Raw genomic sequence first — 24,396 nt, forward strand, 5'->3', positions numbered from 1 at the left:
TAAACCTTGCGGACAAAAGCTAGTCTCAACAGTAAGCCGTACAACGGCTTGCCGCCGGCGCTGCCGGACACTCACCCAGGCCTGCCATGAGCAGGCGCGAAATGAGGTCATCATGAAAATTCGTGAACTCGCCCAGCATTGGGAAGAAAACGCCAAGGGTCGCCTGACCGACACTGGCTACACGATTCATCTGGACGTTGAAGCTGCTGCGCGTCTGGCTGCGATTGCCGAGATGTACCCCAAACGGCATGCCGAAGAACTGCTCGGCGAACTGATTGGCGCAGCGCTCGAGGAGTTTGAAGCGAGCCTGCCGTATGTGAAAGGTTCGACGGTGGTGGCGACGGATGAGGAAGGTGATCCGTTGTATGAGGATGTCGGGCCGACGCCGCGATTTCTAGCCCTTTCGCGCCGACATTTGCATGACCTCTCGGCCGCTGCCGGCAAGCCAAAACACTGACACTCCACAGATCAAAACTGTGGGAGCGAGCCTGCTCGCGAATGCGTTATATCAGTCGACATTGATGGTGACTGGCACACCGCTTTCGCGAGCAGGCTCGCTCCCACATTGACTGCATTTCTGTCTCTGGATCGACGTGTTTTCAGTATTGGAAACACCCGCGCGTACCACTCTCCCTCGCCAAAGTTCCCGCTCTAGAGCCTTGTCCATTCGGTCAAAATTTTTTTTGGCGATAGGCCATCTTTTCTGAACTTTTGAAAAACGCCTCCGGTCGGAACCTGTAACCACGCCTGGAACGAGCGTTTCAAAAACGCGCTTTCACACGTCGCTTGCGGCTCCTCGGCCAGGATGGATTCAGATGTTTTCAGGAGATGCCTAATGGAGTTGAAGACCATGAAAAACCAAACCTCGTTTACCCACCTGCGCGGTCTGAAACTGGCGGCTCTGGCCATCGGCACCAGCTTCGTACTGGCCGGTTGCGCTGGTAATCCACCGACCGAGCAATACGCCGTGACCCAATCGGCCGTGAACAGCGCCGTCAGTGCCGGCGGTACCGAATTCGCTGCCGTTGAGATGAAGCAAGCGCAGGACAAGCTGAAACAAGCCGAAATCGCCATGCACGACAAGAAGTATGACGAAGCGCGCACCCTGTCCGAGCAAGCCGAATGGGACGCTCGTGTAGCAGAACGCAAGGCTCAGGCCGCGAAAGCCGAACAGGCTGTGAAGGATTCCCAGAAAGGTGTTCAGGAACTGCGTCAGGAAAGTCAGCGCACCGTGCAGTAAGCGCGCATCCCGATCGCAAAGCTGAAACTTTTATCGATAGAAAGGACGACAAATTATGCGTAAGCAACTGATGATCCCAGCTCTTCTGGCCGCAAGCGTTGCCCTGGCTGCCTGCTCCACTCCGCCTAACCCGAATCTGGAAAACGCGCGCACCAACTACGCCGGCCTGCAGGCCAACCCGCAGGCCAGCAAAGTCGCGGCGCTGGAAACCAAGGACGCCAGTGATTACCTGGACAAGGCCGACAAGGCTTATCTGGACAAGCAAGACGCCGCCAAGGTCGACCAACTGGCCTACCTGACCAACCAGCGTGTGGAGGTGGCCAAGCAGACCATCGCCCTGCGCACCGCTGAAAACAATCTGAAGAACGCTGCTGCCCAACGTGCTCAAGCGCGTCTGGATGCTCGCGATCAGCAGATCAAACAGCTGCAGGACAGCCTGAACGCCAAGCAGACCGATCGCGGTACGCTGGTGACTTTCGGTGACGTGCTATTCGCCACCGACCGTGCCGATCTGAAATCCAGCGGTCTGGTGAACATCAACAAACTAGCGCAATTCCTCCAGGAAAACCCTGATCGCAAGGTGATCGTCGAGGGCTACACCGACAGCACCGGTACTGCGAGCCACAACCAGACTCTGTCCGAGCGTCGCGCCAATTCCGTACGTACCGCTCTGGTGAAAATGGGCGTTGATCCAGCGCGCATCGTGGCTCAGGGCTACGGCAAGGAATACCCGGTTGCCGAGAACGGCAGCGTCTCCGGCCGTGCGATGAACCGTCGTGTGGAAGTAACCATTTCCAACGACAACCAGCCAGTGATGCCACGTTCGGCGGTTAGCTCGAACTAAGCGCCCTGCTGTAACGCAAAAGCCCCGCTTGAGTGATCAGGCGGGGCTTTTTTGTGGCGCTGACATCGCGGCCCCTCACCCCAGCCCTCTCCCGAGGGAGAGGGAGGCGATTTGTGGTGCTTTCAGAATTTGTGTTCTACACGATGGATCAGGTCGGCGTAACTCGAAAGACACCACGGTCAGTCCCCTCTCCCTCTGGGCGGTCCGACGTTTCGGGAGGGTTAGGGTGAGGGCTGAACCTGCAGAATCACTCTTGCAGCTTCTGCGGGGTTTCTTCGCCCATGCAACGCACCGCTTTCTTCTGCGCGTTGATCAGTACACCGGTCAAACCTTTCTGTTCGGTATCGAACAACACCAGTACGCCATCAATGCACTGCGCCACTTGCGGCGCCGGGTCCAGCGAGACTTTGTAATCCTCACCCGGCACGGTCTTGAGCATGGTGAACTCGTTAAGCAGCAACGCATCCTCGGGTTTGGCGAAATGCAGGTAGCCGTAGTACCACAGCGCCCCGACAGTGCCGAGAATGCTGCAGATACCGGTGATGATTAGCGGGATGGCGTTACGTTCTTCAGTCATTGCGGACTCTCATCTTCAGAATTCGGGGGCTGCGGGTAATTGGGGATTTCGCCGAGACGGCGCAAGCCGTTGAAATGCTCGGGGTCGTCGAGGTAGCGCAGCATGACCTGACGCCACACCGGATCGCCGAAGGTCTGCACATGGCCGCCGCGAGTCAGTTGCAGCACGCGCGGTGGCGGCGCAGCTTGATACAGACGGATGCCGTTGGAAAGTGGCACCAGCGGATCGTCGATGCTGTGGAAGATCAGCTTCGGCACGCCGTTGAGCTGCGGCATCGAGTTGATTGCGCTGTCACCGTCCGGCACCAGCCACGACAGCGGCACCTGAAATGGCCAGGTCAGCCACGCTGTGCTCAGCGCGTATTGCCCCACGCTGCGATAGCTGGCGGGCACGCCGTCGAGCACCAAAGCCTTGAGCTGTTTTTGTCTTTCAGGATGTTGTACCAGCCAATGCACCGCCATCGAACCACCGAGGCTCTGGCCGAGTAAAACCAGCGGTTTGCCGTTCACCTCCGGCGCCTTGTCGAGCCAGGCGAATGCGGCGTCGATATCCTGATAGATCGCCGGCAAACTCGGCTCGCCCTCGGACAAGCCATAACCGCGATAGTCGACCAGCAACACTTGATAGCCGTTCTTCGGCAACCACCAACTGCCGCCGAGGTGCATCGGCAGATTGCCGCCGTTGCCGTGCAAGTGCAGGACAGTGCCTTTGACTTCGACGCCGGATTTGGCCGGCAGCCACCAGGCGTTGAGCTTCAAGCCATCAGCGGTAACCAGAGTTACCGTCCGGTATTCGAGCTTGGCTTTTTCCGGCGTGAAGATCTGGCCGGGTTCGGGGTAGAACAACAAAGAGCTGCAACCGCCGAGGGTCAGGAGCAGGCAGAAGATGCCGAGGATTCTCATCCGGTGAAACCTCGCAGAAATTCGGGTTGGAATACAGAACAAACCTGTAGGAGTGAGCCTGCTCGCGATAGCGGTGCATCAGTCGATATTAATGTTGATTGACACACCGCTATCGCGAGCAGGCTCACTCCTACAGGGGATTTTTTGTGGGTCAAAGAATATTGGAGTAGTCCGCTTCGATCCGGTCCAGGCTCAAGTGGTTGAGGAAGTTGGAGAAGCACATCCACGCCGACAACGCATTCAAATCGCGGAACTGATCCGGCAGATACTTGGGCGGTACCACCAATCCTTCATCCACCAGCTGACGCAAGGTACGCATGTCTTCCAGCGTGGTCTTGCCGCAGAACAACAGCGGTATCTGTTCAAGCTTGCCTTTACGCACGGCCAACTGAATGTAGTTGTAAACCATGATAAAGCCCTTGAGGTAGGACAAGTCTTTGGTAAATGGCAGCCCCGTCGGCGTCGATCCACGGAAAACGCGACTGGCGTTGCCGTAGCTGTCCGCCATCTCAAAACCCTGTTCGCGGAAAAACTCGAAGATCTGCAAGAAGTCCGCGCCCTCCTCGACCATGTGAATGGCGCGGGTGCGGTTGGTCAGTTTGCGCAGGCGACTCGGGTAGGAGGCGAAGGTGATGATTTCCATCAGAATCGCCAGGCCTTCCTGGGTCACCGTCGACGACGGTGGGCCTTTGGACAGGAAGGTGCAGATCGGCTGGTTCAAACCGTTTAGCGTAGTGCCGACGTGCACCAGGCCTTCGTGAACCTCCAGCGCGCGCACGTCGCGGTCGTTGAACATTGCGTCGGTGCGGATCTTGATGTAATCGGCGCCCGCCGCCGCGTCGGCAACGATGCCGTCGGACTCGAACACGCGGATGGTTTCCTCGGCCTCGCCGAACACCTTGTTCAGACGGGTCTGCAGCAAGTGCACGGCGTCCTTGGCGGTGAGGACTTTCGGCTCGTCCTTGAGGTCGCCACGGCCATCGATGTTGTTCAGGTAGTCGGACATCATCAGACCGAGGTCGGCCAGCGTAGGGTCACCGGCGTGGAACGCATCGGACGCTGCGCCATACAGTTCTTGCGAGATCAACCCGAAATCCTCGGTGCCGCGCGCTTCGAGCATGCGTACCACCATGCGGTACTCCTTGCACATGCGCCGCATGATCTGCCCGACCGGGTTGAACTGGCCGAGCTGGCGGGTGATGTCGCGCTCGATGTTCTGGAATTCCAGTTTGACCTTGCTCGAATCGAAACTCAGCGGCCGGTTGAGGTAGTAGTCGCGATCCACCGCCGGCATTTCCTTGCCTTTGGCCTTGAGGAAGCCCTTGCGGATGTTTTCGTCCCACTTGACCGCGTCGAGTACGCGGATCGGCGTCTGCGCCAGCACAATGCGGTCGGACAACATGCGTATCGTCTGCTGGTAATCGTCCACCCGAAACTCCTGTAGAACACCTGACGTATGAATTATTTGTCGCGGGCCTGGCGCTGGTAGCGCACGGCTTCAACGAAGACATCGGAATTGGCCGGATCGTCGAGGTAAGCAAAGACCTTGTCGAGGTTGCTGTCGACTTGCACGCCGTCGCCATCGTCGGTCTGGAAGGCCTGACCGTCGAGGGCTTTCTGTTTGATCGCTTGATTGATCTGCTCGAGATCGAGGTTGTAGACCACCAATTCGTGTTTTTCGGTGAGTTCGAAACCGGCGATGGTGAAGTGGCCGCCGTACTGCGCCGGGACTTTCGCCGACAGATACCAGCGGTTGCCGTGGCGCGACACGGTGAAGGGATAGGCTTCGCGTTCGTGGGGTTTGGCCTTGAAGTACGTGACGGCCTGGTAACGATCGCTGCCCAATCGCGTCAGCTCAAGGTTCATCGGCTCGCCCCAGGCATTGGTGCTCGACCATTTGCCGAGCAAGCCCTTGGGCGCGGGATCACTGGCGGCCAGCGGCTCTTTGAAGGTCACCAGACAGCCACTGAGCAGCAGGAACGACAAGGCGATCAGCACACCACGCCAGGCTTTCATTCAACACTCCCTATGAACACACGGCCCTGAACATCGCCACATTACCCTGTGTGAGCGAGCCTGCTCGCGAAAGCGGTGTGTCAGGCAACAAAGATGTTGAATGTCAGACCGCATTCGCGAGCAGGCTCGCTCCCACAGGGTGAAGCAACAGCGGATTACACCGACGCGAGCACCAGGTGCATGTAGCGCGTCAGAATCCCGAGCATGTCCTCTTCGGCCAAAGGCTCGGCGTCGTTGAGCAGGCCCTGATATTCCATCCGTCCGATAATCGCCGTCAACACCTTGGCATCCTGCTGTGGCTCACGCGAGCCCAGTACCTGAAACAACTGGCAGGTGCCCTGCAACAGAATCTGCTGATGCGAGCGCACCAGAATCGCCAGGCGCGGGTTGAGCAGCGCCTCCTGACGGAATGCCTGTTCGGCCATCAAATGCTCACGGCGATTAATCAATTGCCGGTGCACGTAATCAGCCATCAACCGTGCAATGTCATCGGCCAGTTGCGAGCGCGACTCCGGGCTGCCGTCACCGCTGACCACCATTTCACGCAGCAAGCCTTCGTTGTTGATCCACAACTTGGCCATGTACGCTGCACTGCGCTCCACATACTGGGCGAAGGTATCGGTGAGCAAGTCGTCGATGTCTTTGAAGTAATAGGTGGTCGCCGACAACGGCACACCGGCCTCGGCAGCCACGGCGCGGTGGCGCACGGCACGCACGCCGTCGCGCACGACAATGCGCATCGCCGCGTCGAGAATGTCCTGTCGACGCTGCTCACTGCCCTGTCGGCTGGCCTTGCGACCCTGGTACTGAACACTTTCAGCGACCGCAGTGGCGATACCCGCTGCACCCTCTTGAGCTATTGCACCCATCACGACAGAACTTCCTCTGCTATTGCAAAATTAACCAATTGATACATTTGTACCAGACAGGCAATAAAAAGCCGCCTGTTTTAGGCGGCTTTTCAACTGAAACGTTTACGCTTGCGGTCGCATGTGCGGGAACAGGATCACATCGCGAATCGACGGCGAGTTGGTCAACAACATCACCAGACGATCGATGCCGATGCCTTCACCCGCCGTTGGCGGCATGCCGTACTCCAGCGCACGCACGAAGTCGGCGTCGTAGTGCATGGCTTCGTCGTCGCCGGCGTCCTTGTCGGCCACCTGCGCCATGAAGCGCTCGGCCTGGTCTTCGGCGTCGTTCAACTCGGAGTAGGCGTTGGCGATTTCGCGGCCGCCGATGAACAGCTCGAAACGGTCGGTGACGTTCGGGTTGTCGTCGTTACGACGGGCCAGCGGCGACACTTCAAACGGGTACTGAGTGATGAAGTGCGGCTGTTCCAGCTTGTGCTCGACCAGTTCTTCGAAAATCATCACCTGCAGCTTGCCCAGACCTTCGAAGCCCAGCACCTTGGCGCCGGCTTTCTTAGCAATGGCGCGGGCCTTGTCGATGTCGTTCAGATCATCGGCGGTCAGCTCAGGGTTGTACTTGAGGATCGAGTCGAACACCGACAGACGTACGAACGGCTCGCCGAAGTGGAACACCTTGTCGCCGTACGGCACGTCGGTGCTGCCCAGAACCAGCTGCGCCAGTTCACGGAACAATTCTTCGGTCAGGTCCATGTTGTCTTCGTAATCGGCGTAAGCCTGATAGAACTCCAACATGGTGAATTCAGGGTTGTGACGAGTCGAAACGCCTTCGTTACGGAAGTTGCGGTTGATCTCGAAAACCTTTTCAAAGCCACCGACCACCAGACGCTTCAGATACAGCTCTGGGGCGATACGCAGGAACATTTCCATGTCCAGCGCGTTGTGGTGGGTTTCGAACGGCTTGGCTGCGGCGCCGCCAGGAATGGTCTGCAGCATCGGCGTTTCGACTTCGAGGAAGTCGCGCTTCATCAGGAAGCTGCGGATGTGCGCGATCACTTGCGAACGCACGCGGAACGTCTGACGCACTTCGTCGTTGACGATCAGGTCAACGTAGCGCTGACGGTAACGCTGTTCGGTGTCGGTCAGGCCGTGGTGCTTGTCCGGCAGCGGACGCAGCGATTTGGTCAGCAGACGCACGCTGGTCATTTCAACGTACAGGTCACCCTTGCCGGAACGCGCCAGGGTGCCTTCGGCGGCAATGATGTCGCCCATGTCCCAGGTTTTCACCGCGGCCAGGGTGTCTTCCGACAGGGTTTTACGGTTGACGTAGACCTGGATGCGACCGGTCATGTCCTGGATCACCATGAACGAGCCACGGTTGAGCATGATGCGACCGGCAACCTTGACCGGGATTGCAGCCTCTGCCAGCTCTTCCTTGGTCTTGTCCGCGTATTTCTTCTGCAGATCTTCGCAGTAGTTTTCGCGGCGGAAGTCGTTCGGGAAGGCGTTGCCCTTGGCGCGCTCGGCAGCCAGCTTTTCCTTGCGCAGGGCGATCAGGGAGTTTTCTTCCTGTTGCAGGGCTTGCGGGTCGAGTTGTTGGTCGCTCATGTCTTTAGATATTCCATCAGGTTCGTTGCCCCCGGGCCTTGCGGCCCGGAGATCGCCAGCTGGGCTGGCTCCTACAGGGATCGGCTTGAATCAGCCGATGCTGTATTGCGTCTTTTACAGGCCCGATTTCAGGCTGGCATACAGATATTCGTCGATGTCGCCGTCGAGTACCTTGTCGCAGTCGCTGCGTTCGATGTTGGTGCGCAGATCCTTGATCCGCGACGCATCGAGCACGTACGAGCGGATCTGGTGCCCCCAGCCGATGTCCGACTTGGTGTCTTCCAGCGCTTGCGACGCGGCGTTGCGTTTCTGCATTTCCTGCTCGTACAACTTGGCCCGCAGCATTTTCATGGCGGTGTCCTTGTTGGCGTGCTGGGAACGTTCGTTCTGGCAGCTGACCACGGTGTTGGTCGGTACGTGAGTGATACGTACGGCCGAGTCGGTGGTGTTTACGTGCTGACCACCGGCACCGGAGGAACGATAGGTGTCGATCCGCAGGTCTGCCGGGTTGATTTCGATTTCGACCTTGTCATCGATCTCTGGCGAAACGAAAACCGCGGAGAACGAGGTGTGGCGACGGTTGCCGGAGTCGAACGGGCTCTTGCGCACCAGACGGTGTACGCCGATCTCGGTACGCAACCAGCCAAAGGCGTATTCGCCCTTGATGTGCACGGTCGCACCTTTGATACCGGCGACTTCACCGGCCGACAGTTCCATGATGGTCGCATCGAAACCGCGCTTATCCGCCCAGCGCAGGTACATGCGCAGGAGGATGTTGGCCCAGTCCTGGGCTTCGGTGCCGCCGGAACCGGCCTGGATGTCCAGGTAGGCGTTGTTCGGGTCCATTTCATGGCTGAACATGCGACGGAATTCCAGCTTGGCCAGATTTTCCTCGAGACGGGCCAGCTCGGCGACGACATCGCCCACTGCGCCTTCGTCGTTTTCTTCGACGGCCATGTCCAGCAGATCGCGGCAATCGGCCAGGCCGGCGTTCAGTTCATCGAGGGTATCGACGATCTGCGCCAGCGCCGAACGCTCGCGGCCCAACTCCTGGGCATATTCAGGTTTGTTCCAGACACTCGGATCTTCAAGCTCGCGATTGACCTCAGTCAGACGCTCATGCTTTTGATCGTAGTCAAAGATACCCCCGAATAGTTTCGGAGCGCTCGGACAGGTCCTTGATGGTGTTCAGGATCGGGTTGATTTCCATGACGGGCAGCACTCGTTGGCGAACTTTTGAAAGCCGGCGAGTATAACGTAAACAGGCTGTAACGGCAGCCCGTCTGGCGGCTCCGGGGGTGAATGGCTTGAGGTTTCTGTCTGAGTCAAGATTGCCAGCCCTCACCCTAGCCCTCTCCCAGAGGGAGAGGGGACCGATCGGGGGATGTTCGGGAGGTACGCCGACGTGAAAGGGCTTAGCTGAATTCGGAACTGCCAAGCTTGAAGATCCATAATCGACTCGGTCGATCAGGTCGATGTACAGCGCCAGACACCTCGGTCGGCCCCCTCTCCCTCCGGGAGAGGGCTGGGCGGGCGGCGTTCCGATGAGGGTTAGCCGTTACTCGATCCCGACCTGGTTACGCCCGTTGTTTTTAGCCAGGTAAAGGCCACGATCCGCCGCCGAGATCAGCAACCGACAATCGCTACCCGCCTGCGGCACCATCGTCGCCAGACCAATACTGATCGTAAGACTCGCCCCTTCCGCCGGAGTGTTGTGCGGAATCTTCAGCGAAACCACAGTCTGCCGCAGCTTTTCCGCCACCAGTCGCGCGCCGCCCGGCGAGGTGTTCGGCAGCACCAGCACAAATTCCTCACCGCCATAACGCGCCGGCAGGTCCGACGGTCGCGCACTGGCATCACGAATCGCCGTGGCGACCTTGCGCAACGCCTCATCACCTTCAACGTGGCCAAAACTGTCGTTGTAGTGCTTGAAGTAATCAACGTCGATCATCAGCAACGACAACTGGCTCTGATCCCGCAGCGAACGGCGCCACTCCAGTTCCAGGTATTCGTCGAAGTGCCGGCGATTGGACAGCCCGGTAAGGCCGTCGGAGTTCATCAGGCGTTGCAGCACCAGATTGGTGTCGAGCAATTGCTGCTGGCTGACCCGTAGCGCGCGGTACGCGGCATCACGTTGCAACAAGGTCATGTACGAGCGCGAGTGATAGCGGATGCGCGCCACCAGTTCGATAGTGTCCGGCAGTTTCACCAGGTAATCATTGGCCCCGGCCGAGAACGCCGCGCTTTTGATCAGCGGGTCTTCCTTGGTCGACAGGACAATGATCGGAATGTCCTTGGTCGCAGGGTGATTGCGGTACTCACGCACCAGGCTCAGGCCATCGAGACCGGGCATCACCAAATCCTGCAAAATCACTGTCGGCTTGATCCGCACCGCTTGCGCAATGGCCTGATGCGGGTCCGAACAGAAGTGAAAGTCTATGTTCTCTTCATTCGACAGCCCACGGCGTACGGCTTCGCCGATCATCGCCTGATCGTCCACCAACAACACCATGGCGGCGTTTTCGTCGGTTTTAATGTCGTCGATCTGTAAGTCATTCATGGGCGGTCACCTGAGTACTGCGGAGGCCAGGATTGCGGATTGACCTGATCATTTGGGGAAAACCTCCTGCAATCGCGGCGCTATTCTTTCCAGCGGACGTATTTCTACGGCGGCATCAATGGCCGCAGCGGCTTTGGGCATGCCGTACACCGCACTGCTTTGCTGATCCTGCGCGATGGTCAAGTAGCCCTGTTGGCGCATGAGCTTAAGCCCTTGCGCGCCGTCGCGTCCCATCCCGGTCAATAAAACCCCGACAGCGTCGCCAGTCCAATAACTGGCGACACTTTCGAAAAACACGTCGATCGAGGGACGGTAGATCTCGTTGACCGGCTCGGCGGTGTAGGCCAGCGTACCGTTTTTCAACAAGCGAATATGGTGGTTGGTGCCGGCCAGCAGTACGGCGCCAGCCTGCGGCGGTTCGCCTTCACGGGCCAGTCGTACATCGAGGCCGCTGGCGCTGGCCAGCCACTCTGCCATGCCGGCGGCGAATACCTGATCGACGTGCTGCACCAGCACAATCGCCGCCGAGAAATCCTTCGGCAAGCCTTTGAGCAACACCTCCAGCGCCGCCGGCCCACCTGCCGATGAGCCGATCGCCACCAATCGCTGGCGCGAACCCGAACTGCGCGGAGGCGTCGGCGCGGGACGTGAGCGCGGCGCTTTGTCGCCAATCAGCCAGCCGATGTTGAGGATCTTGCGCAACAGTGGCGCGGCGGCGTCCCGAGCGTCGCCAGCACCGAGTGCCGGTGTATCGACCACATCCAGCGCGCCGTGGCCCATGGCTTCGAAGACCCGGTGCACGTTCTGCTGGCGGTCGACGGTCACAATGACAATGGCACACGGGGTTTCGGCCATGATCCGGCGGGTGGCTTCGACGCCGTCCATCACCGGCATGATCAGATCCATGAGGATCAGATCCGGGGTGTTTTCGGCGCACAGTTGCACCGCCTCGGCGCCGTTGCGGGCGACCCAGACCACCTGATGCGCCGGCTCGAAGGCCAACGCCCGGCGCAGTGCCTCCACCGCCATGGGCATGTCGTTGACGATTGCGATCTTCATGCCCGCGCTCCCCCGATCAGCTCGACCACTGCGTCGAGCAGGGCGTCGTCATGAAAACTGGCTTTGGCTAAATAATAGTCCGCCCCGGCGTCCAGGCCACGGCGGCGATCCTCTTCACGATCCTTGTACGACACGACCATTACCGGCAGCGACTGCAGACGGTTGTCGCGACGCAGCAACGTGACCAGTTCAATGCCGTCCATGCGCGGCATGTCGATGTCGGTGATCAGCAAATCGAAGTCCTCCGAACGCAGCGCGTTCCAACCGTCCATGCCGTCCACCGCCACCGCGACGTCGTAGCCGCGATTGAGCAGCAGCTTGCGTTGCAGCTCGCGCACCGTCAGCGAGTCGTCGACCACCAACACCCGTTTACGCGCTGCCTCAGCAGCCTGATTGCCGTGGCGGGCGATGCGTTCCAAGCGTCCGGTATTGAGCAGTTTATCCACCGACCGCAGCATGTCTTCGACATCGACGATCAGCACCACCGAGCCGTCGTCGAGCAAAGCTCCGGCGGAGATGTCTTGCACTTTGCCCAGCCGCTCATCGAGTGGCAACACCACCAGGGTGCGCTCGCCAATGAAGCGCTCCACGGCAACGCCATAAATCGCATCGCGCTCACGGATCACCACAACTTTGAGGGTTTCGCCGCTGCTCTGACTGGCCGGACGGTTAAGCAACTGACTGGCAGCAACCAACCCGACGTGCTGGTCTTCATGCCAGAAATGCTGACGGCCCTCGACCTGCACGATGTCTTCCGGGGCCAGATCGCACATGCGCTCGATGTGCGCCAGTGGGAACGCGTAGGCCTCTTCGCCGACTTCCACGACGAGGCTGCGCACCACCGACAAGGTCAGCGGCACTTCCAGATGGAAGCGACTGCCTTCGCCCGCTGCCTGCTCCAGCACCACGGCACCGCGCAACTGGCGAACCATGTGTTGAACAGCATCGAGGCCGACGCCGCGCCCAGACACTTCAGTGACGGTGTCGCGCAGGCTGAAGCCGGGCAGGAACAGGAAGGTCAGCAGTTCCTCTTCGCTCAACTGCGCGGCGGTTTCCGCTGGGGATAACTGCCGTTCGATGATGCTGCGACGAACCTTTTCCAGATCGACGCCGTTGCCGTCATCGCTCAATTCCAGAACCAGCAGTCCGGCCTGATGTGAAGCCCGCAGGCGGATCAGGCCTTCTTCGGGTTTGCCCTTGAGCAAACGTTGCTCCGGGGTTTCGATGCCGTGATCGACGGCATTGCGCAGCAAATGCGTCAGCGGCGCTTCGAGCTTTTCCAGCACATCACGGTCGACCTGGGTTTTTTCGCCCTCGATCTCCAGCCGTACCTGTTTGCCAAGGCTGCGGCCCAGATCACGGACCATGCGCACTTGACCGGTGAGGACGTCGGCGAAGGGCCGCATACGACAGGCCAACGCCGTGTCGTAGAGCACTTGCGCGCGCTGGCTGGCCTGCCAGGCGAATTCGTCGAGTTCGGCGTTTTTCTCGCTCAGCAGTTGCTGGGATTCGGCGAGCAAACGCCGCGCGTCTTCCAACGCTTCCAGCGCTTCAAGGCTCAGCGCGTGTTCTTTGAGATGGACGTTGAGGTTTTCCAGCGCTCGCAGACCGTTGTTCTGCATACGCTTGAGGCGTTGCATGGTCGCCAGATGCGGTTTGAGGCGCTGGGTTTCCACCAGCGATTTGCTCGACAGATCGAGCAGGCTGTTCAGGCGCTCGGCGGTTACGCGCAAGACGCGTTCGCCACCTTCGGTGGTGCGTTTGTTTTTGCGTGGCGCCGGTTCCGAGGTTTCGACTGGGGCTTCCATGATCGGAGCCAGCGCAGGTTCAAACACCGGCGGCGCGTCAAGTTGCAACTCGGCCATCGACGGTGCAATCAGCGTTGCCGGCGGTGTCGACGGATCGAGCAAACTCGCCATCAACGCCACGTAAGCGTCGATATCACTCGGCTGCGGCGCATTCGTCGGCGTCGCAATGCGCATGAGCAAATCGGTACCCTGTAACAACGCATCGATATGCTCGGGCCGCAGCAACAAGCGTCCTTCCTGTGCGCTGACCAGGCAATCCTCCATGACGTGAGCGACGCTGACGCCGCTGTCGATGCCGACAATCCGCGCCGCCCCTTTAAGCGAGTGCGCGGCGCGCATGCACGATTCCAGTTGATCGGCCTGGGTCGGGTTGCGCTCGAGTGTCAGCAGCCCGGCGCTGAGCACTTGGGTCTGGGCCTCGGCTTCGAGACTGAACAGCTCCAGCAAGGAGGCGTCGCGCATTTGCTCGGGGGTCATGTGAGGCTCCGGGTCACGGCGGACAGCAGCTGTTCTTCATCCAGCCAACGCAGGCTGCGCCCCCGATATTGCAGAACACCACGGGTGTATTTGGCGCTGGCCTGCGCCCCGGATTGCGACGCTGCATCGAGGATGCGCTCGTCGATGGCATGAATCCCGTCAACTTCATCCACCGGCACCACCACCGGCCCGCCATGGGCGGCGATGATCAACATGCGCGGCATGATTCGCACTCCTGTGGCCGGCACGGCATTGCCATCCAGATCGAGCAGCTCGACCAGCGAAAGGCACGCCACCAGCGCGCCGCGCACATTGGCCACGCCGAGCAAGGCCCGCGAACGCTGGTGAGGCAGCGAGTGAATCGCTTGCAGCGGCGCCACTTCAACGAGACTGCGCGTCGCCAGCCCCAGCCATTCTTCGCCGAGACGGAACATCAGCAACGAGCGGGTTTTCACATCGCTTTCTACGGCAGTCGCCACCGGGTCGCGCTCATCCTGCTGCAACGCATAACGATCAAGCAGGCGCGTGGCGGCGGCGGAATACACCGAGCAATTGCGGCAATGAATGTGGTCTTCAAGCAGCGGACAGGACTTGTCGCCATGAATGCCGATGCGGTTCCAGCAATCGTCGATGGCCCGGGCGTCTTCGTGGGTGACGTTCAAGGTGTCGGACGGGATCATCGTTTACGCTCACTGTCGGCGGTGCGCCCGCTGCGGGCGGCGCGCTCCTGCAATCGTCTGGCACCGACGCTGTCGCCCTGGGCCTGCAGCAATGCGGCCAGGTGCATCAACGCTTCGGGATGTTGCGGTTCGAGGTACAACGCCTTGCGGTAGAAACCCTGGGCTTCGAGGGTCAGGCCGGCGACATCGCTGAGCAGACCGAGCCAGTAAAATACCTGAGCCACCGGTTCGTGGCTGCGCAAATACTGTTCGCACGCGGCCCGTGCCTCAGCACTTTTGCCCTCGTTGGCCAGCGCGGCGATGTTGGCCAGCAGGGTCGCGGCGTCCGGGTTCGCACTGTTGCTGGCAATCGGCAGTGGAGTCACTGCGGCAAACGGTCGAGTACGCACAACCGGCGGTGGCGGACTGCGCAGTGGTTGGCTGACCGGCACCGCGACCGGTTTGGGCGTCGGTAGTGGTTCGGGGTGCGGATCGCTGTGGCGGCTGAAAGCGAAGGATTGCGGGATACCGATCGAGCGCATGCCCAAACGCCCGAGCAGACTGCCCTCGGCCGGGCCGATAAACAGCACGCCATCGAAATGCGTCAGGCGCTTGAGCACCTCGAACACCAGTTTTTGCGTCGGCTGATCGAAATAGATCAGCAAGTTGCGGCAGAACACGAAATCGAACGCCGGCTCACTGGCCAACAGCGTCGGATCGAGCACATTGCCGACCTGCAAACGCACCTGCTCACGCACGTCGTCATTGACCCGATGGCCTTCCTGCTCAGCCGTGAAATGCCGGTCGCGAAAATCCAGATCCTGACCGCGAAACGAATTCTTGCCATACAGCGCACGCCGCGCCTTCTCCACCGACAGCGGGCTGACGTCCATGCCATCGACCTTGAACTGATGCGGCTTGAGCCCGGCATCGAGCAAGGCCATGGTAATCGAATAAGGCTCTTCGCCGGTGGAACACGGCAGGCTGAGGATGCGCAGTGCACGCATGTTGTTCAGTTCAGCGAGGCGATTGCGCGCCAGCTTACCCAGCGTGGCGAAGGATTCCGGGTAACGGAAAAACCACGTTTCCGGGACGATCACTGCTTCGATCAGCGCCTGTTGCTCATCCCGTGAGCCTTGCAGCAATTGCCAATATTCATCGGCATGCGCGGCTTGCGAGAGCGTTGTGCGCTGGCGCACGGCCCGCTCGATGATCGCCGGGCCGACCGACGTCACATCGAGGCCGATGCGTTCCTTGAGAAAGTCGAAAAAACGCTGATCACTGCTCATGGCTGCGCCTCAAGCTGCGCCGGATTCAGCGGCGGATTCAGCGGCGGATCGGGAAACAGCACACCGCGCACGGCGTCATCGAGCAAGTCATTGACCCGCACCCATTGCACCAATCCCTGGGCATCTTCGCGCACGGGGCCGAGGTAAGGCGCCTCGCGATTGTCGAGGCCGTAAGACTGAAACTCCTGCGGATGGCAACGCAGGGTGTCGGTGGCCTGTTCGAGAATCAGCCCGAGCCATTGCGCGGGCTGCGCTTCATCCGGCCGATAATTGACCAGCACCAGACGGGTGCTGGTGCGCGCCTCGGCGGCATGGCCGAAGGTCAATGCGCTGAGGTCGATCACCGGCACCACCGCACCGCGATAGGCGAATACGCCTGCTACCCACTGCGGCGCCCGCGCAATCGGCTTCAACGGCAGGCGCGGCAACACTTCCGCCACTTCGGTGGCGCGCAGGGCGTAACGCTCGCTGCCGATGCGAAACAGCAGGAACAACGCCGGCTTCGCCACCTGCGCGGCGCTCCGTTTGGCGATGATTTCGCTCATCAGACTTTGAATCGCGAAACGCCGCTGCGCAGCCCGACGGCCACCTGGCTCAGTTCGTCGATGGCGAAACTGGCCTGACGCAGCGACTCGACTGTCTGGCTGCTGGCATCGCCCAACTGCACCAGCGCGTGGTTGATCTGCTCGGCGCCGGTGGCTTGGGCCTGCATGCCTTCGTTGACCATCAACACCCGCGGCGCCAGCGCCTGTACCTGATGGATGATCTGCGACAGCTGCTCGCCAACCTGCTGCACTTCTGACATGCCACGGCGCACTTCTTCAGAGAACTTGTCCATGCCCATCACACCGGCAGACACCGCCGACTGGATCTCGCGAACCATTTGTTCGATGTCGTAAGTGGCAACAGCTGTCTGATCCGCCAGACGCCGCACTTCGGTGGCGACCACGGCAAAACCGCGACCGTATTCACCAGCCTTCTCCGCTTCAATCGCTGCGTTGAGCGACAACAGGTTGGTCTGGTCGGCGACCTTGACGATGGTCACCACCACTTGATTGATGTTGCCGGCCTTCTCATTGAGGATCGCCAGTTTGGCGTTGACCAGATCGGCCGCGCCCATCACCGAGTGCATGGTGTCTTCCATCCGCGCCAGACCTTGCTGGCCGGAGCCGGCCAGCACCGAGGCCTGATCGGCGGCGGTGGACACTTCGGTCATGGTGCGCACCAGATCGCGCGACGTGGCGGCGATTTCGCGGGAGGTCGCGCCAATTTCTGTGGTGGTCGCGGCGGTTTCGGTAGCGGTGGCTTGTTGTTGCTTGGAGGTCGCGGCGATCTCGGTCACCGAGGTGGTGACCTGCACCGAAGAACGCTGCGCCTGGGACACCAGCGCGGTCAGCTCGGTCATCATGTCATTGAAGCCGGTTTCGACGGCGCCGAACTCGTCCTTGCGCTCAAGGTTCAGGCGCGAACTGAGGTCGCCAGTGCGCATGGTTTCGAGGATCTGCACAATGCGGTTCATCGGCGCCATGATCGCGCGCATCAACAACAGACCGCACAGGGCCAGCGGCGAACACGGCGACCAGCAGGGAAATGAACATGCTGACTTTGGCAGCCGCCACGGCATCGTCGATATTGTTCATGGCCTGATCGGCGACTCTCTTGTTTTCACCGATGATGTCGTTGAGCTTCATACGCCCGGAATACCAGGCGGGTGTGAGCTTATCGTGGAACATCTTGACCGCGTCGGCTTCCAGATTGCGTTTATGCAGATCCAGTACGGCATCCTGAATCTGGATGTAGGCGTCGTGGTACTTCTCGAACGTAGCGAACTCGGTACGGTCCTCGTCGGTGGCCATGGTTTTGCGATAGTTGGCCATTTGCTCTTGCAGACGCGCCTCGAACGCCTTGTAGTCTGCCGCGTCCTCGCTGGAAACCCCCTGACCTTCCTTGAGCCCGAGCAGTTCTTGCGTCTGCAGATAACTGTCGACCCAGGCGCCACGGATCATCGAGCTGTAATAGACGCCGGGAATCGCGTCATCGCGCACGCTGTTTTCACTGGTTTCAATCTTCAACAGTCGCGAATACGAGACGACGACCATCAGCAACATGATGGCGATAATCACCGCAAAGCTCGCCAAAATGCGTTGGCGCAACGTCCAGTTCTTCACAGTGATTCCTCGTGCCTGATCGAAATGCGGGGAGTATAGCCGAGGGCGGTGTTTCATTTATAAGACGCTTTTTAACCTTCGGGCCCGTCCGCAGTGGTTTGCGGGAGGGCTCTGGGGTGGGAATGTCCGACAATTACGGGTGGGCGTGCCAGTGGGGTACTGGCAAAAGGAGGCGATAGATCGGCCATGGCGTATGCAGTGAGGCTGAAACATCATCGCGAGCAGGCTCCGTGCACGCCGGAATAACCTGTGGGAGCGAGCATGCTCGCGAAGAGGCCGGAACGGTCAACATCGATGTCGTCTGACCCGGCGCTTTCGCGAGCAGGCTCGCTCCCACAGGGGGTTGCGATTGTTAAAGCACGCCGTCTCTACACAGAGGCCAGCCGCACCTGCTTCTCCAGCTCCGACTTCAACCCCGGCTCGAGCTTCAACTGTCGCGCCAGTTCATCCAGATAGCTCTTCTCCATGAAGTTCTCCTCATCCACCAACATCACGCTGGCGATGTACATCTCCGCGGCCATCTCCGGCGTACTCGCGGCGCGAGCGACATCGGTCGGGTCGAGGGGTTTGTTGAGTTCGGCGTGGAGCCAGTGCTGTAGCTCCCGGTCGTTGTCGAGTTTGGTGAATTCGCCTTCGATCAGTTGGCGCTCACGGTCATCGATGTGGCCGTCAGCCTTTGCGGCGGCGACCAGCGCCTTGAGAATGGCCTGACTGTGCTGTTCGGCTTGTGCCGGTGGCAAGCGGTCGAGGGTTTGCGGCTCGCTTTGTGGCGCTGTGCCTTTTTGCGCGTTGTAGTTGCCGTAAGCCTTGTACGCCAGCACACCAAGCGCAGCTAGCCCGCCGTAAATCGCGACTTTACCGCCGACCTTGCGCACCTTCTTGTTACCGAGCAGCAGGCCCATCGCGCCAGCCGCGAGTGCACCGCCACCGGCGCCCGACAGCAGACCGCCGAGGCCGCCGGAGCCAGAGGCGCCGCCAAGCAAACCGCCCAAGCCACCGCCAGCCGATTTGTTTTGCGCACCGCCCGCCTTGTTCTGCAACAGATCCTGACCGGACTTGAGTAATTGATCGAGCAATCCACGGGTGTTCATGTCACGCCTCCAAACTAGGGGTATCCGGCTCTATAAGGCTTTCAGCCTAGTTCGAAAGTGCCCACGACCTGCCAGTGAGTGTGCTTCCAGATATTACTGCTCTTCCTTGTGCGCCATAAATTGAAGAAGCCCATCCACTGTGTTCAGTCATCAAGGCGTCAGCACAAAATCGTCAAACACCCAGGCAACGTTACCTCGTGCGACAAGCTCCAATCTCTTGATATTCAACCCTGAGAATTCGATAACTCTGTATGGCCTATCGAGTCTGACTTGTCCGAGAGAGCGGCCGTCGTTGTCATAAAAATGAACTTCGCCATAGGTATTCAGGGGTTGATTTGCAGCGAATTTGAAGTTCACCTTTTGGCATGGCCGAATGAACGTAATATCTGCTTTCTCTTGCGCCACCACATACCAATGAAGTTGTTTGCCAGGCTCACCAGTGCCTATTTCCGCGTGTGTATAGACAGCCGGATTAGCCGGCCAAACCGCAGTCGTCAACAGCTTGAAGGTAAGAACCGGTGTAACCAGCACCTCACCTGCCCTTCTGATCGTCCGAGAAAGCTCATTTTCAAAATTCTCGACCAACAATGTCTTGACCGTATAGATCCTCTCCGGAAACTTCACGACCTGCTTGCCATCGGGGCTGCCCGAATAATTCACGCTCATACCGATGCTCAGCTGGCTTGCGTCACCCAGCGTGAAAAGCCAATTCAAAGGTATTGAACGGCTCAGCCCTGAAGCTGGAGCAAGAATTCCCTTGTCCTCGAAACTCGTCACTTTTCCATCGCGGTCTGTACCGCTGTAAATGAGCGAGACCGGTTGGTTTTTGACTTGATGTGGCCACTGTCTGACATCCAGAAGCGTTTGCGCGTGCAGTTGCGTGACGTCCAGATCGCCACCATGCGCATCACCGATAATCGGGCTCGGCAGGTCAGGATGGTAGTCCGTAATGGGCCCGATAGTGGCCGCAAGTATCGGCGATGTCTGAATCGGCTTGTCTCCGCGCAGGTGTACAGAACTGAGCTCGACCCGCTTGCCGAGATTCGCCGCAATGAATGCACTGTCGAGTTGAAAGTTGGCCCGACTGTAGGAATTCAGCGGCTTGGGCTCGAAGGTTGGAGATCCCGCTCCCGCGGCGCCCTTAACGATGAGGAGGAATTTTTCGTCCGGGCGCGGAAGATAACCGACGATTTCGACCCGACCCGTAGCACCTTGCAGATTGGCAGAGTCCAGTGGGTCGAGGACTTGTTTGACGGATTTGAGCAGCTGCGGTGCAAGCAACCCTGGCAACCCCTCGCCCTTGACTTTGGCAGTGGTGACTGCCGAGTTGCCGACCGAGGCGCCCTCTCTGATAAGTGTGTAGGTCACCGACACGTCACTACCAGCGATAACGCTCTTGTTCTCGATCTTTAAAATGCTCGGTTGCTTCTGCCCGAACTGGTCTTTGCCGACGGTGCCCGTGGCCGTAACGACAACGTCCGGGTTGCCTGTGACTCTTGCGGTGAAGGTGGCAAAGATCAAATCGCCAAACAGGAAACGCGGATCACTGGTGAGTACAACGATCAGCAAATCATTTGCACCGAGCTTCTCAAGTTGAATATCCGGGTCATCCTCGGGATCATCAAGGATTTCGCGCAACAAAGCCTTGGGCAATTGGTTACCCGCCAAATCCACATCAATGGTTTGCACAGCCGACCAGAGTGAGTCCGGATCCGGATTGTTACCCAACTGATCGGTAACCGTATAAGAGATGTTGAATTTCGGATGATCCCCGGCCCTTTCCAAGTCTGCACGGGTGACGCTGAAACAGACCTTGACCGGATCACTGGAACCCGGATCTGGCGCCTGAGTCTCGGTGACATCGTGGTACACATCATGGCCGTTGAGGTTCAATCGAATGCGGTCAAAAGCACGGCAATATGGATAAGAAACGCACACTTGGGCACCAGCGGCAGGAAAGTCCGGGCCAACGCCGTTGCGCAATGCATCGGACAGGATCAACTCAAGCTCGGAATGTTCGCCGTCTCCTGGAGTGGTGTCTTGATTACCGGGACGGACCTTGTTGTATAGCAACTCCAGCGGTGGCTCGGAGGTGCCAATGTTTCCACTGCCCCGCTTCACGGTACAGGTGATCCGGTTAACAACATCGGGAAGCAGTAACTTATGGGGAATGTGCAGTGTTACAGCATCGTCTTCGGCGAGCGTCTGCACACTGTCGATGCCGGGTTGACCATTCAGATTCAAAAACACCGTATCGCCCCGTCGCTGGTTCAGATACGGATCGAAGACAACTTTTGCGCCTTTCGGCGCCAAATCATAGATGCGCAATGGAACACCCAAATGCGCGCCTTTGACCGGTCGTATGGCTTCTGGCAGATCAGGTGGACTCAACGCCAGCACCTGATTGTCCACCTCCATGACACCTGACATCAGCTCATCACTTTGTGGCAAACAAGTCGGAGCTACCGGTTCTGAGCTATCAGACTGCCCGGTGGGGATCGTGTCCATGTGAATCTCCTTATCGCAAATTGAACGCCAGAAATCTCTGCAATCAGTGAGCGCCGATAAGGGCTACATGGACAACTGTCAGAAATTACAGGTAGAGGCCCTTTCCCGACGAATGGCAGGAGCAAACTGGCGATTCATTTTCGGAAATCGATCCATCGAATAAAAAGATATACAGTCCGAGCCATCGATTAAATCGCCCATCGGGTATTCCCGTCATGATGACCCTGCGTCAGATCCGTCACTTCATCGCCGTGGCCGAGACCGGCTCGATCTCTGCCGCCGCACAAACCGCGTTCATTTCCCAATCGACCCTGACTCTGGCGATCCAGCAACTGGAAGAGGAAATCAGCGTCAGCCTGTTCAGCCGCCACGCCAAGGGCATGACGCTGACGCACCAAGGTCATCAATTCCTGCGTCAGGCGCACCTGATTCTGGCGACCGTGGACAACGCTAAGCGCAGCCTTCAACAAAGCACCGATCAGGTCGCCGGGCAGTTGATCGTCGGCGTAACCAGTCTGGTCGCCGGTTATTACCTGGCGGATTTGCTCACACGATTCCAACGCGCCTATCCCAACGTCGACATCCGCGTGATGGAAGACGAGCGCCCTTACATCGAGCATTTGCTGGTCAGTGGCGAGATCGATGTCGGCGTGTTGATCCTCTCCAACCTCGAAGATCGCCACGCTTTGCAGACTGAAGTACTGACCCACTCACCGCACCGTTTGTGGCTCCCGGCCCAGCATCCACTGCTGGAACACGACAGCATCAATCTCGCCGACGTCGCCCGCGAACCGTTGATTCAACTCAACGTCGATGAAATGGATCGCAACGCCCAGCGTTTCTGGCGCGGTTCCGGGCTGCAACCGAAAATCACTTTGAGAACCGCGTCCACCGAGGCCGTGCGAAGCCTGGTCGCCGCCGGTTTGGGCGTGTCGATTCAGCCGGACATGACTTATCGCCCGTGGTCACTGGAGGGCGACATCATCGAAGCGCGGCCGATCGCCGACCTCAACCAGACCCTCGACGTCGGTCTGGCCTGGCGCCGTGGCACCGCGCGCCCGGCGCTGGTCGACCCCTTCCTCACCGTGGCCCGCGAACAACCACATGGCGGTCGCAAGCCATCTATTTAATCGAATGCTGCCTTCAGTATTTAGAATTTGTCGACCTCGGAGCCGCGCACTAGTCTTGCTGCATCTATAAGACGGTCGGCTCCCGATATCAGGGAGCAACAATGGCCACACAAGAAAAGAGACCGCGGAAAATGGCTGGCGCGCAGACCCCGATGTGTACCGCGTTGTTGATCGACGGCGAACTGGTCGCCGGCGAAGGTTTCGTCGAGCCGATTCTCAACCCGGCCACCGGTGAAATCCTTACGCACATCGCCGAAGCCAGCACCGAGCAAGTCGAAGCCGCCATCCTCGCCGCCCACCGCGCCTTCGCCGAATGGTCGCGCACCACGCCGCAGCAACGTTCGAATCTGCTGCTCGACATCGCCAACGCCGTGGAAAAACACGCCGATCACCTCGCCCGCCTCGAATCGCTGAACTGCGGCAAGCCGTTGCACCTGGCGCGTCAGGACGATCTGACCGCGACCGTCGATGTATTCCGCTTCTTCGCCGGCGCGGTGCGTTGCCAGACTGGTCAGTTGAGCGGCGAATACCTGCCGGGCTACACCAGCATGGTGCGGCGCGATCCGATTGGCGTGGTCGCCTCGATCGCGCCGTGGAATTACCCGATCATGATGGCCGCGTGGAAAATCGCCCCGGCCCTCGCCGCCGGCAACACGCTGGTGTTCAAACCGTCCGAACACACACCGCTGTCGATCCTCGCCCTGGCGCCAGCGCTGGCCGAAATCCTTCCGCGCGGGGTGATCAATATCATCTGTGGCGGCGGCGAAGGCGTTGGCAGCCATTTGGTCGGCCACGCCAAAGTGCGCATGGTCTCGCTGACCGGCGATATCGTCACCGGGCAGAAAATCCTCCAGGCCGCCGCGAAAACCCTGAAACGCACGCACCTCGAACTCGGCGGTAAAGCCCCGGTAATCGTCTGCAACGACGCTGACATTCAAGCCGTGGTCGAGGGCGTGCGCACCTACGGTTACTACAACGCCGGGCAGGACTGCACCGCCGCCTGCCGGATCTACGCGCAAGCCGGGATTCACGACAAATTGGTCGCCGAACTCGGCGCCGCCGTCAGCAGCCTGCGCTTCGCCGGCAAACGTGACGCTGACAACGAGATCGGCCCGCTGATCAGCACCCGCCAGCGTGACCGCGTCGCCAGTTTCGTCGAACGCGCCCTCGGTCAGCCGCACATCGAACGCGTGACCGGTGCGGCGGTGCATTCCGGCGCCGGTTTCTACTATCAACCGACGTTGCTCGCCGGTTGCAAACAGAGCGACGAAATCGTCCAGCGCGAAGTGTTCGGCCCGGTAGTCACCGTGACCCGTTTCGACGAACTAGCGCAAGCGGTCGACTGGGCCAACGACTCCGAATACGGCCTCGCCTCGTCGGTCTGGACACAGAATCTGGACAAGGCCATGCAGGTTGCCGCGCGCTTGCAGTACGGCTGCACGTGGATCAACAGCCATTTCATGCTGGTCAGCGAAATGCCCCACGGTGGCCTGAAACGTTCGGGTTACGGCAAAGACTTATCCAGTGATTCGCTGCAGGACTACAGCGTGGTGCGGCACATCATGACCCGCCACGGCCAGCATCTCTGACT

The 24,396-nt window shown here is 59.5% G+C and carries 20 protein-coding genes and 1 pseudogene; 5 read left to right on the forward strand and 16 right to left on the reverse strand.

All coding sequences use genetic code 11. From position 1 onward, the window contains the following. The first annotated feature begins 112 nt into the window (after positions 1–112). The 3 genes from ACOYXE_RS17055 to ACOYXE_RS17065 all read left to right on the forward strand — a co-directional run bounded on the left by ACOYXE_RS17055 (position 113) and on the right by ACOYXE_RS17065 (position 2,084). The gene (locus ACOYXE_RS17055) at positions 113–457 is read left to right on the forward strand and encodes a pilin assembly protein (RefSeq protein ID WP_405122244.1); all 345 of its coding nucleotides are present in this window, start codon (positions 113–115) and stop codon (positions 455–457) included. Positions 458–835: 378 nt separating this feature from the next. Then, a complete protein-coding gene (locus tag ACOYXE_RS17060; protein WP_034154861.1) occupies positions 836–1,240 on the forward strand; it encodes a DUF4398 domain-containing protein in 405 nt (134 codons plus the stop codon). 55 nt (positions 1,241–1,295) lie between these two features. Continuing rightward, positions 1,296–2,084, forward strand: coding sequence for an OmpA family protein (locus ACOYXE_RS17065; RefSeq protein ID WP_116028721.1), 789 nt, complete (start codon positions 1,296–1,298; stop codon positions 2,082–2,084). 247 nt (positions 2,085–2,331) lie between these two features. On the opposite strand, the gene ACOYXE_RS17070 is transcribed toward ACOYXE_RS17065, so the two are convergent. The 16 genes and pseudogenes from ACOYXE_RS17070 to ACOYXE_RS17145 form a co-directional block, all read right to left on the reverse strand. Further along, positions 2,332–2,661, reverse strand: coding sequence for a hypothetical protein (locus tag ACOYXE_RS17070; protein ID WP_194933264.1), 330 nt, complete (start codon positions 2,659–2,661; stop codon positions 2,332–2,334). Then, entirely contained in the window at positions 2,658–3,563 is a 906-nt protein-coding gene (locus ACOYXE_RS17075) for an alpha/beta hydrolase (RefSeq protein ID WP_160056155.1), read from the reverse strand. Before ACOYXE_RS17075 ends, ACOYXE_RS17070 begins: the two co-directional genes overlap by 4 nt. Positions 3,564–3,714: 151 nt before the next feature. After that, complete coding sequence (locus ACOYXE_RS17080; protein WP_174244492.1) at positions 3,715–4,965, reverse strand: flavohemoglobin expression-modulating QEGLA motif protein; 1,251 nt, start codon at positions 4,963–4,965, stop codon at positions 3,715–3,717. Between the two features lie 59 nt (positions 4,966–5,024). Beyond that, on the reverse strand, positions 5,025–5,579 hold the full coding sequence (locus tag ACOYXE_RS17085) for a hypothetical protein (RefSeq protein ID WP_460926320.1): 555 nt from the start codon (positions 5,577–5,579) through the stop codon (positions 5,025–5,027). 155 nt (positions 5,580–5,734) lie between these two features. Then, the gene (locus ACOYXE_RS17090) at positions 5,735–6,448 is read right to left on the reverse strand and encodes a TetR/AcrR family transcriptional regulator (RefSeq protein WP_093104335.1); all 714 of its coding nucleotides are present in this window, start codon (positions 6,446–6,448) and stop codon (positions 5,735–5,737) included. A gap of 105 nt (positions 6,449–6,553) precedes the next feature. Then, complete coding sequence (lysS, locus tag ACOYXE_RS17095) at positions 6,554–8,056, reverse strand: lysine--tRNA ligase (RefSeq protein ID WP_064120555.1); 1,503 nt, start codon at positions 8,054–8,056, stop codon at positions 6,554–6,556. A 114-nt stretch (positions 8,057–8,170) separates the two neighbouring features. Beyond that, a protein-coding gene (gene prfB, locus ACOYXE_RS17100) for a peptide chain release factor 2 (RefSeq protein WP_102358477.1) occupies positions 8,171–9,266 on the reverse strand; the annotation gives its coding sequence in 2 pieces (ribosomal slippage) (positions 8,171–9,193 and positions 9,195–9,266; 1,095 coding nt in all). Positions 9,267–9,614: 348 nt separating this feature from the next. Continuing rightward, a complete protein-coding gene (locus ACOYXE_RS17105) occupies positions 9,615–10,616 on the reverse strand; it encodes a response regulator (protein ID WP_160056147.1) in 1,002 nt (333 codons plus the stop codon). Positions 10,617–10,664: 48 nt separating this feature from the next. Beyond that, positions 10,665–11,675, reverse strand: coding sequence for a chemotaxis response regulator protein-glutamate methylesterase (cheB, locus tag ACOYXE_RS17110; protein ID WP_160056137.1), 1,011 nt, complete (start codon positions 11,673–11,675; stop codon positions 10,665–10,667). Then, positions 11,672–13,960 (reverse strand): hybrid sensor histidine kinase/response regulator, encoded by a 2,289-nt coding sequence (locus ACOYXE_RS17115; protein WP_405122246.1) that lies wholly within the window; start codon positions 13,958–13,960, stop codon positions 11,672–11,674. The genes cheB and ACOYXE_RS17115 overlap by 4 nt, the downstream gene beginning before the upstream one ends. Continuing rightward, on the reverse strand, positions 13,957–14,640 hold the full coding sequence (locus tag ACOYXE_RS17120; RefSeq protein WP_405122247.1) for a chemotaxis protein CheW: 684 nt from the start codon (positions 14,638–14,640) through the stop codon (positions 13,957–13,959). Before ACOYXE_RS17120 ends, ACOYXE_RS17115 begins: the two co-directional genes overlap by 4 nt. After that, the gene (locus ACOYXE_RS17125) at positions 14,637–15,908 is read right to left on the reverse strand and encodes a CheR family methyltransferase (protein WP_460926321.1); all 1,272 of its coding nucleotides are present in this window, start codon (positions 15,906–15,908) and stop codon (positions 14,637–14,639) included. The genes ACOYXE_RS17120 and ACOYXE_RS17125 overlap by 4 nt, the downstream gene beginning before the upstream one ends. Further along, positions 15,905–16,453 (reverse strand): chemotaxis protein CheW, encoded by a 549-nt coding sequence (locus ACOYXE_RS17130; RefSeq protein WP_460926322.1) that lies wholly within the window; start codon positions 16,451–16,453, stop codon positions 15,905–15,907. The genes ACOYXE_RS17125 and ACOYXE_RS17130 overlap by 4 nt, the downstream gene beginning before the upstream one ends. Beyond that, positions 16,453–18,076 (reverse strand): annotated as a pseudogene (locus ACOYXE_RS17135) (methyl-accepting chemotaxis protein). The gene ACOYXE_RS17130 and the pseudogene ACOYXE_RS17135 overlap by 1 nt, the downstream one beginning before the upstream one ends. Before the next feature lie 368 nt (positions 18,077–18,444). Further along, the gene (locus ACOYXE_RS17140; RefSeq protein ID WP_460926323.1) at positions 18,445–19,167 is read right to left on the reverse strand and encodes a tellurite resistance TerB family protein; all 723 of its coding nucleotides are present in this window, start codon (positions 19,165–19,167) and stop codon (positions 18,445–18,447) included. Positions 19,168–19,317: 150 nt separating this feature from the next. Continuing rightward, on the reverse strand, positions 19,318–21,675 hold the full coding sequence (locus ACOYXE_RS17145) for a hypothetical protein (protein WP_460926324.1): 2,358 nt from the start codon (positions 21,673–21,675) through the stop codon (positions 19,318–19,320). Positions 21,676–21,890: 215 nt separating this feature from the next. Between ACOYXE_RS17145 and ACOYXE_RS17150 the strand changes: the two genes are divergently transcribed. Together ACOYXE_RS17150 and ACOYXE_RS17155 are read left to right on the forward strand one after the other, a co-directional pair. Continuing rightward, a complete protein-coding gene (locus tag ACOYXE_RS17150) occupies positions 21,891–22,805 on the forward strand; it encodes a LysR family transcriptional regulator (RefSeq protein WP_460926325.1) in 915 nt (304 codons plus the stop codon). Between the two features lie 131 nt (positions 22,806–22,936). Continuing rightward, positions 22,937–24,394, forward strand: coding sequence for a gamma-aminobutyraldehyde dehydrogenase (locus ACOYXE_RS17155; protein ID WP_460929847.1), 1,458 nt, complete (start codon positions 22,937–22,939; stop codon positions 24,392–24,394). Positions 24,395–24,396 lie beyond the last annotated feature (2 nt).

The sequence above is a fragment of the Pseudomonas sp. MC6 genome (assembly GCF_054790575.1).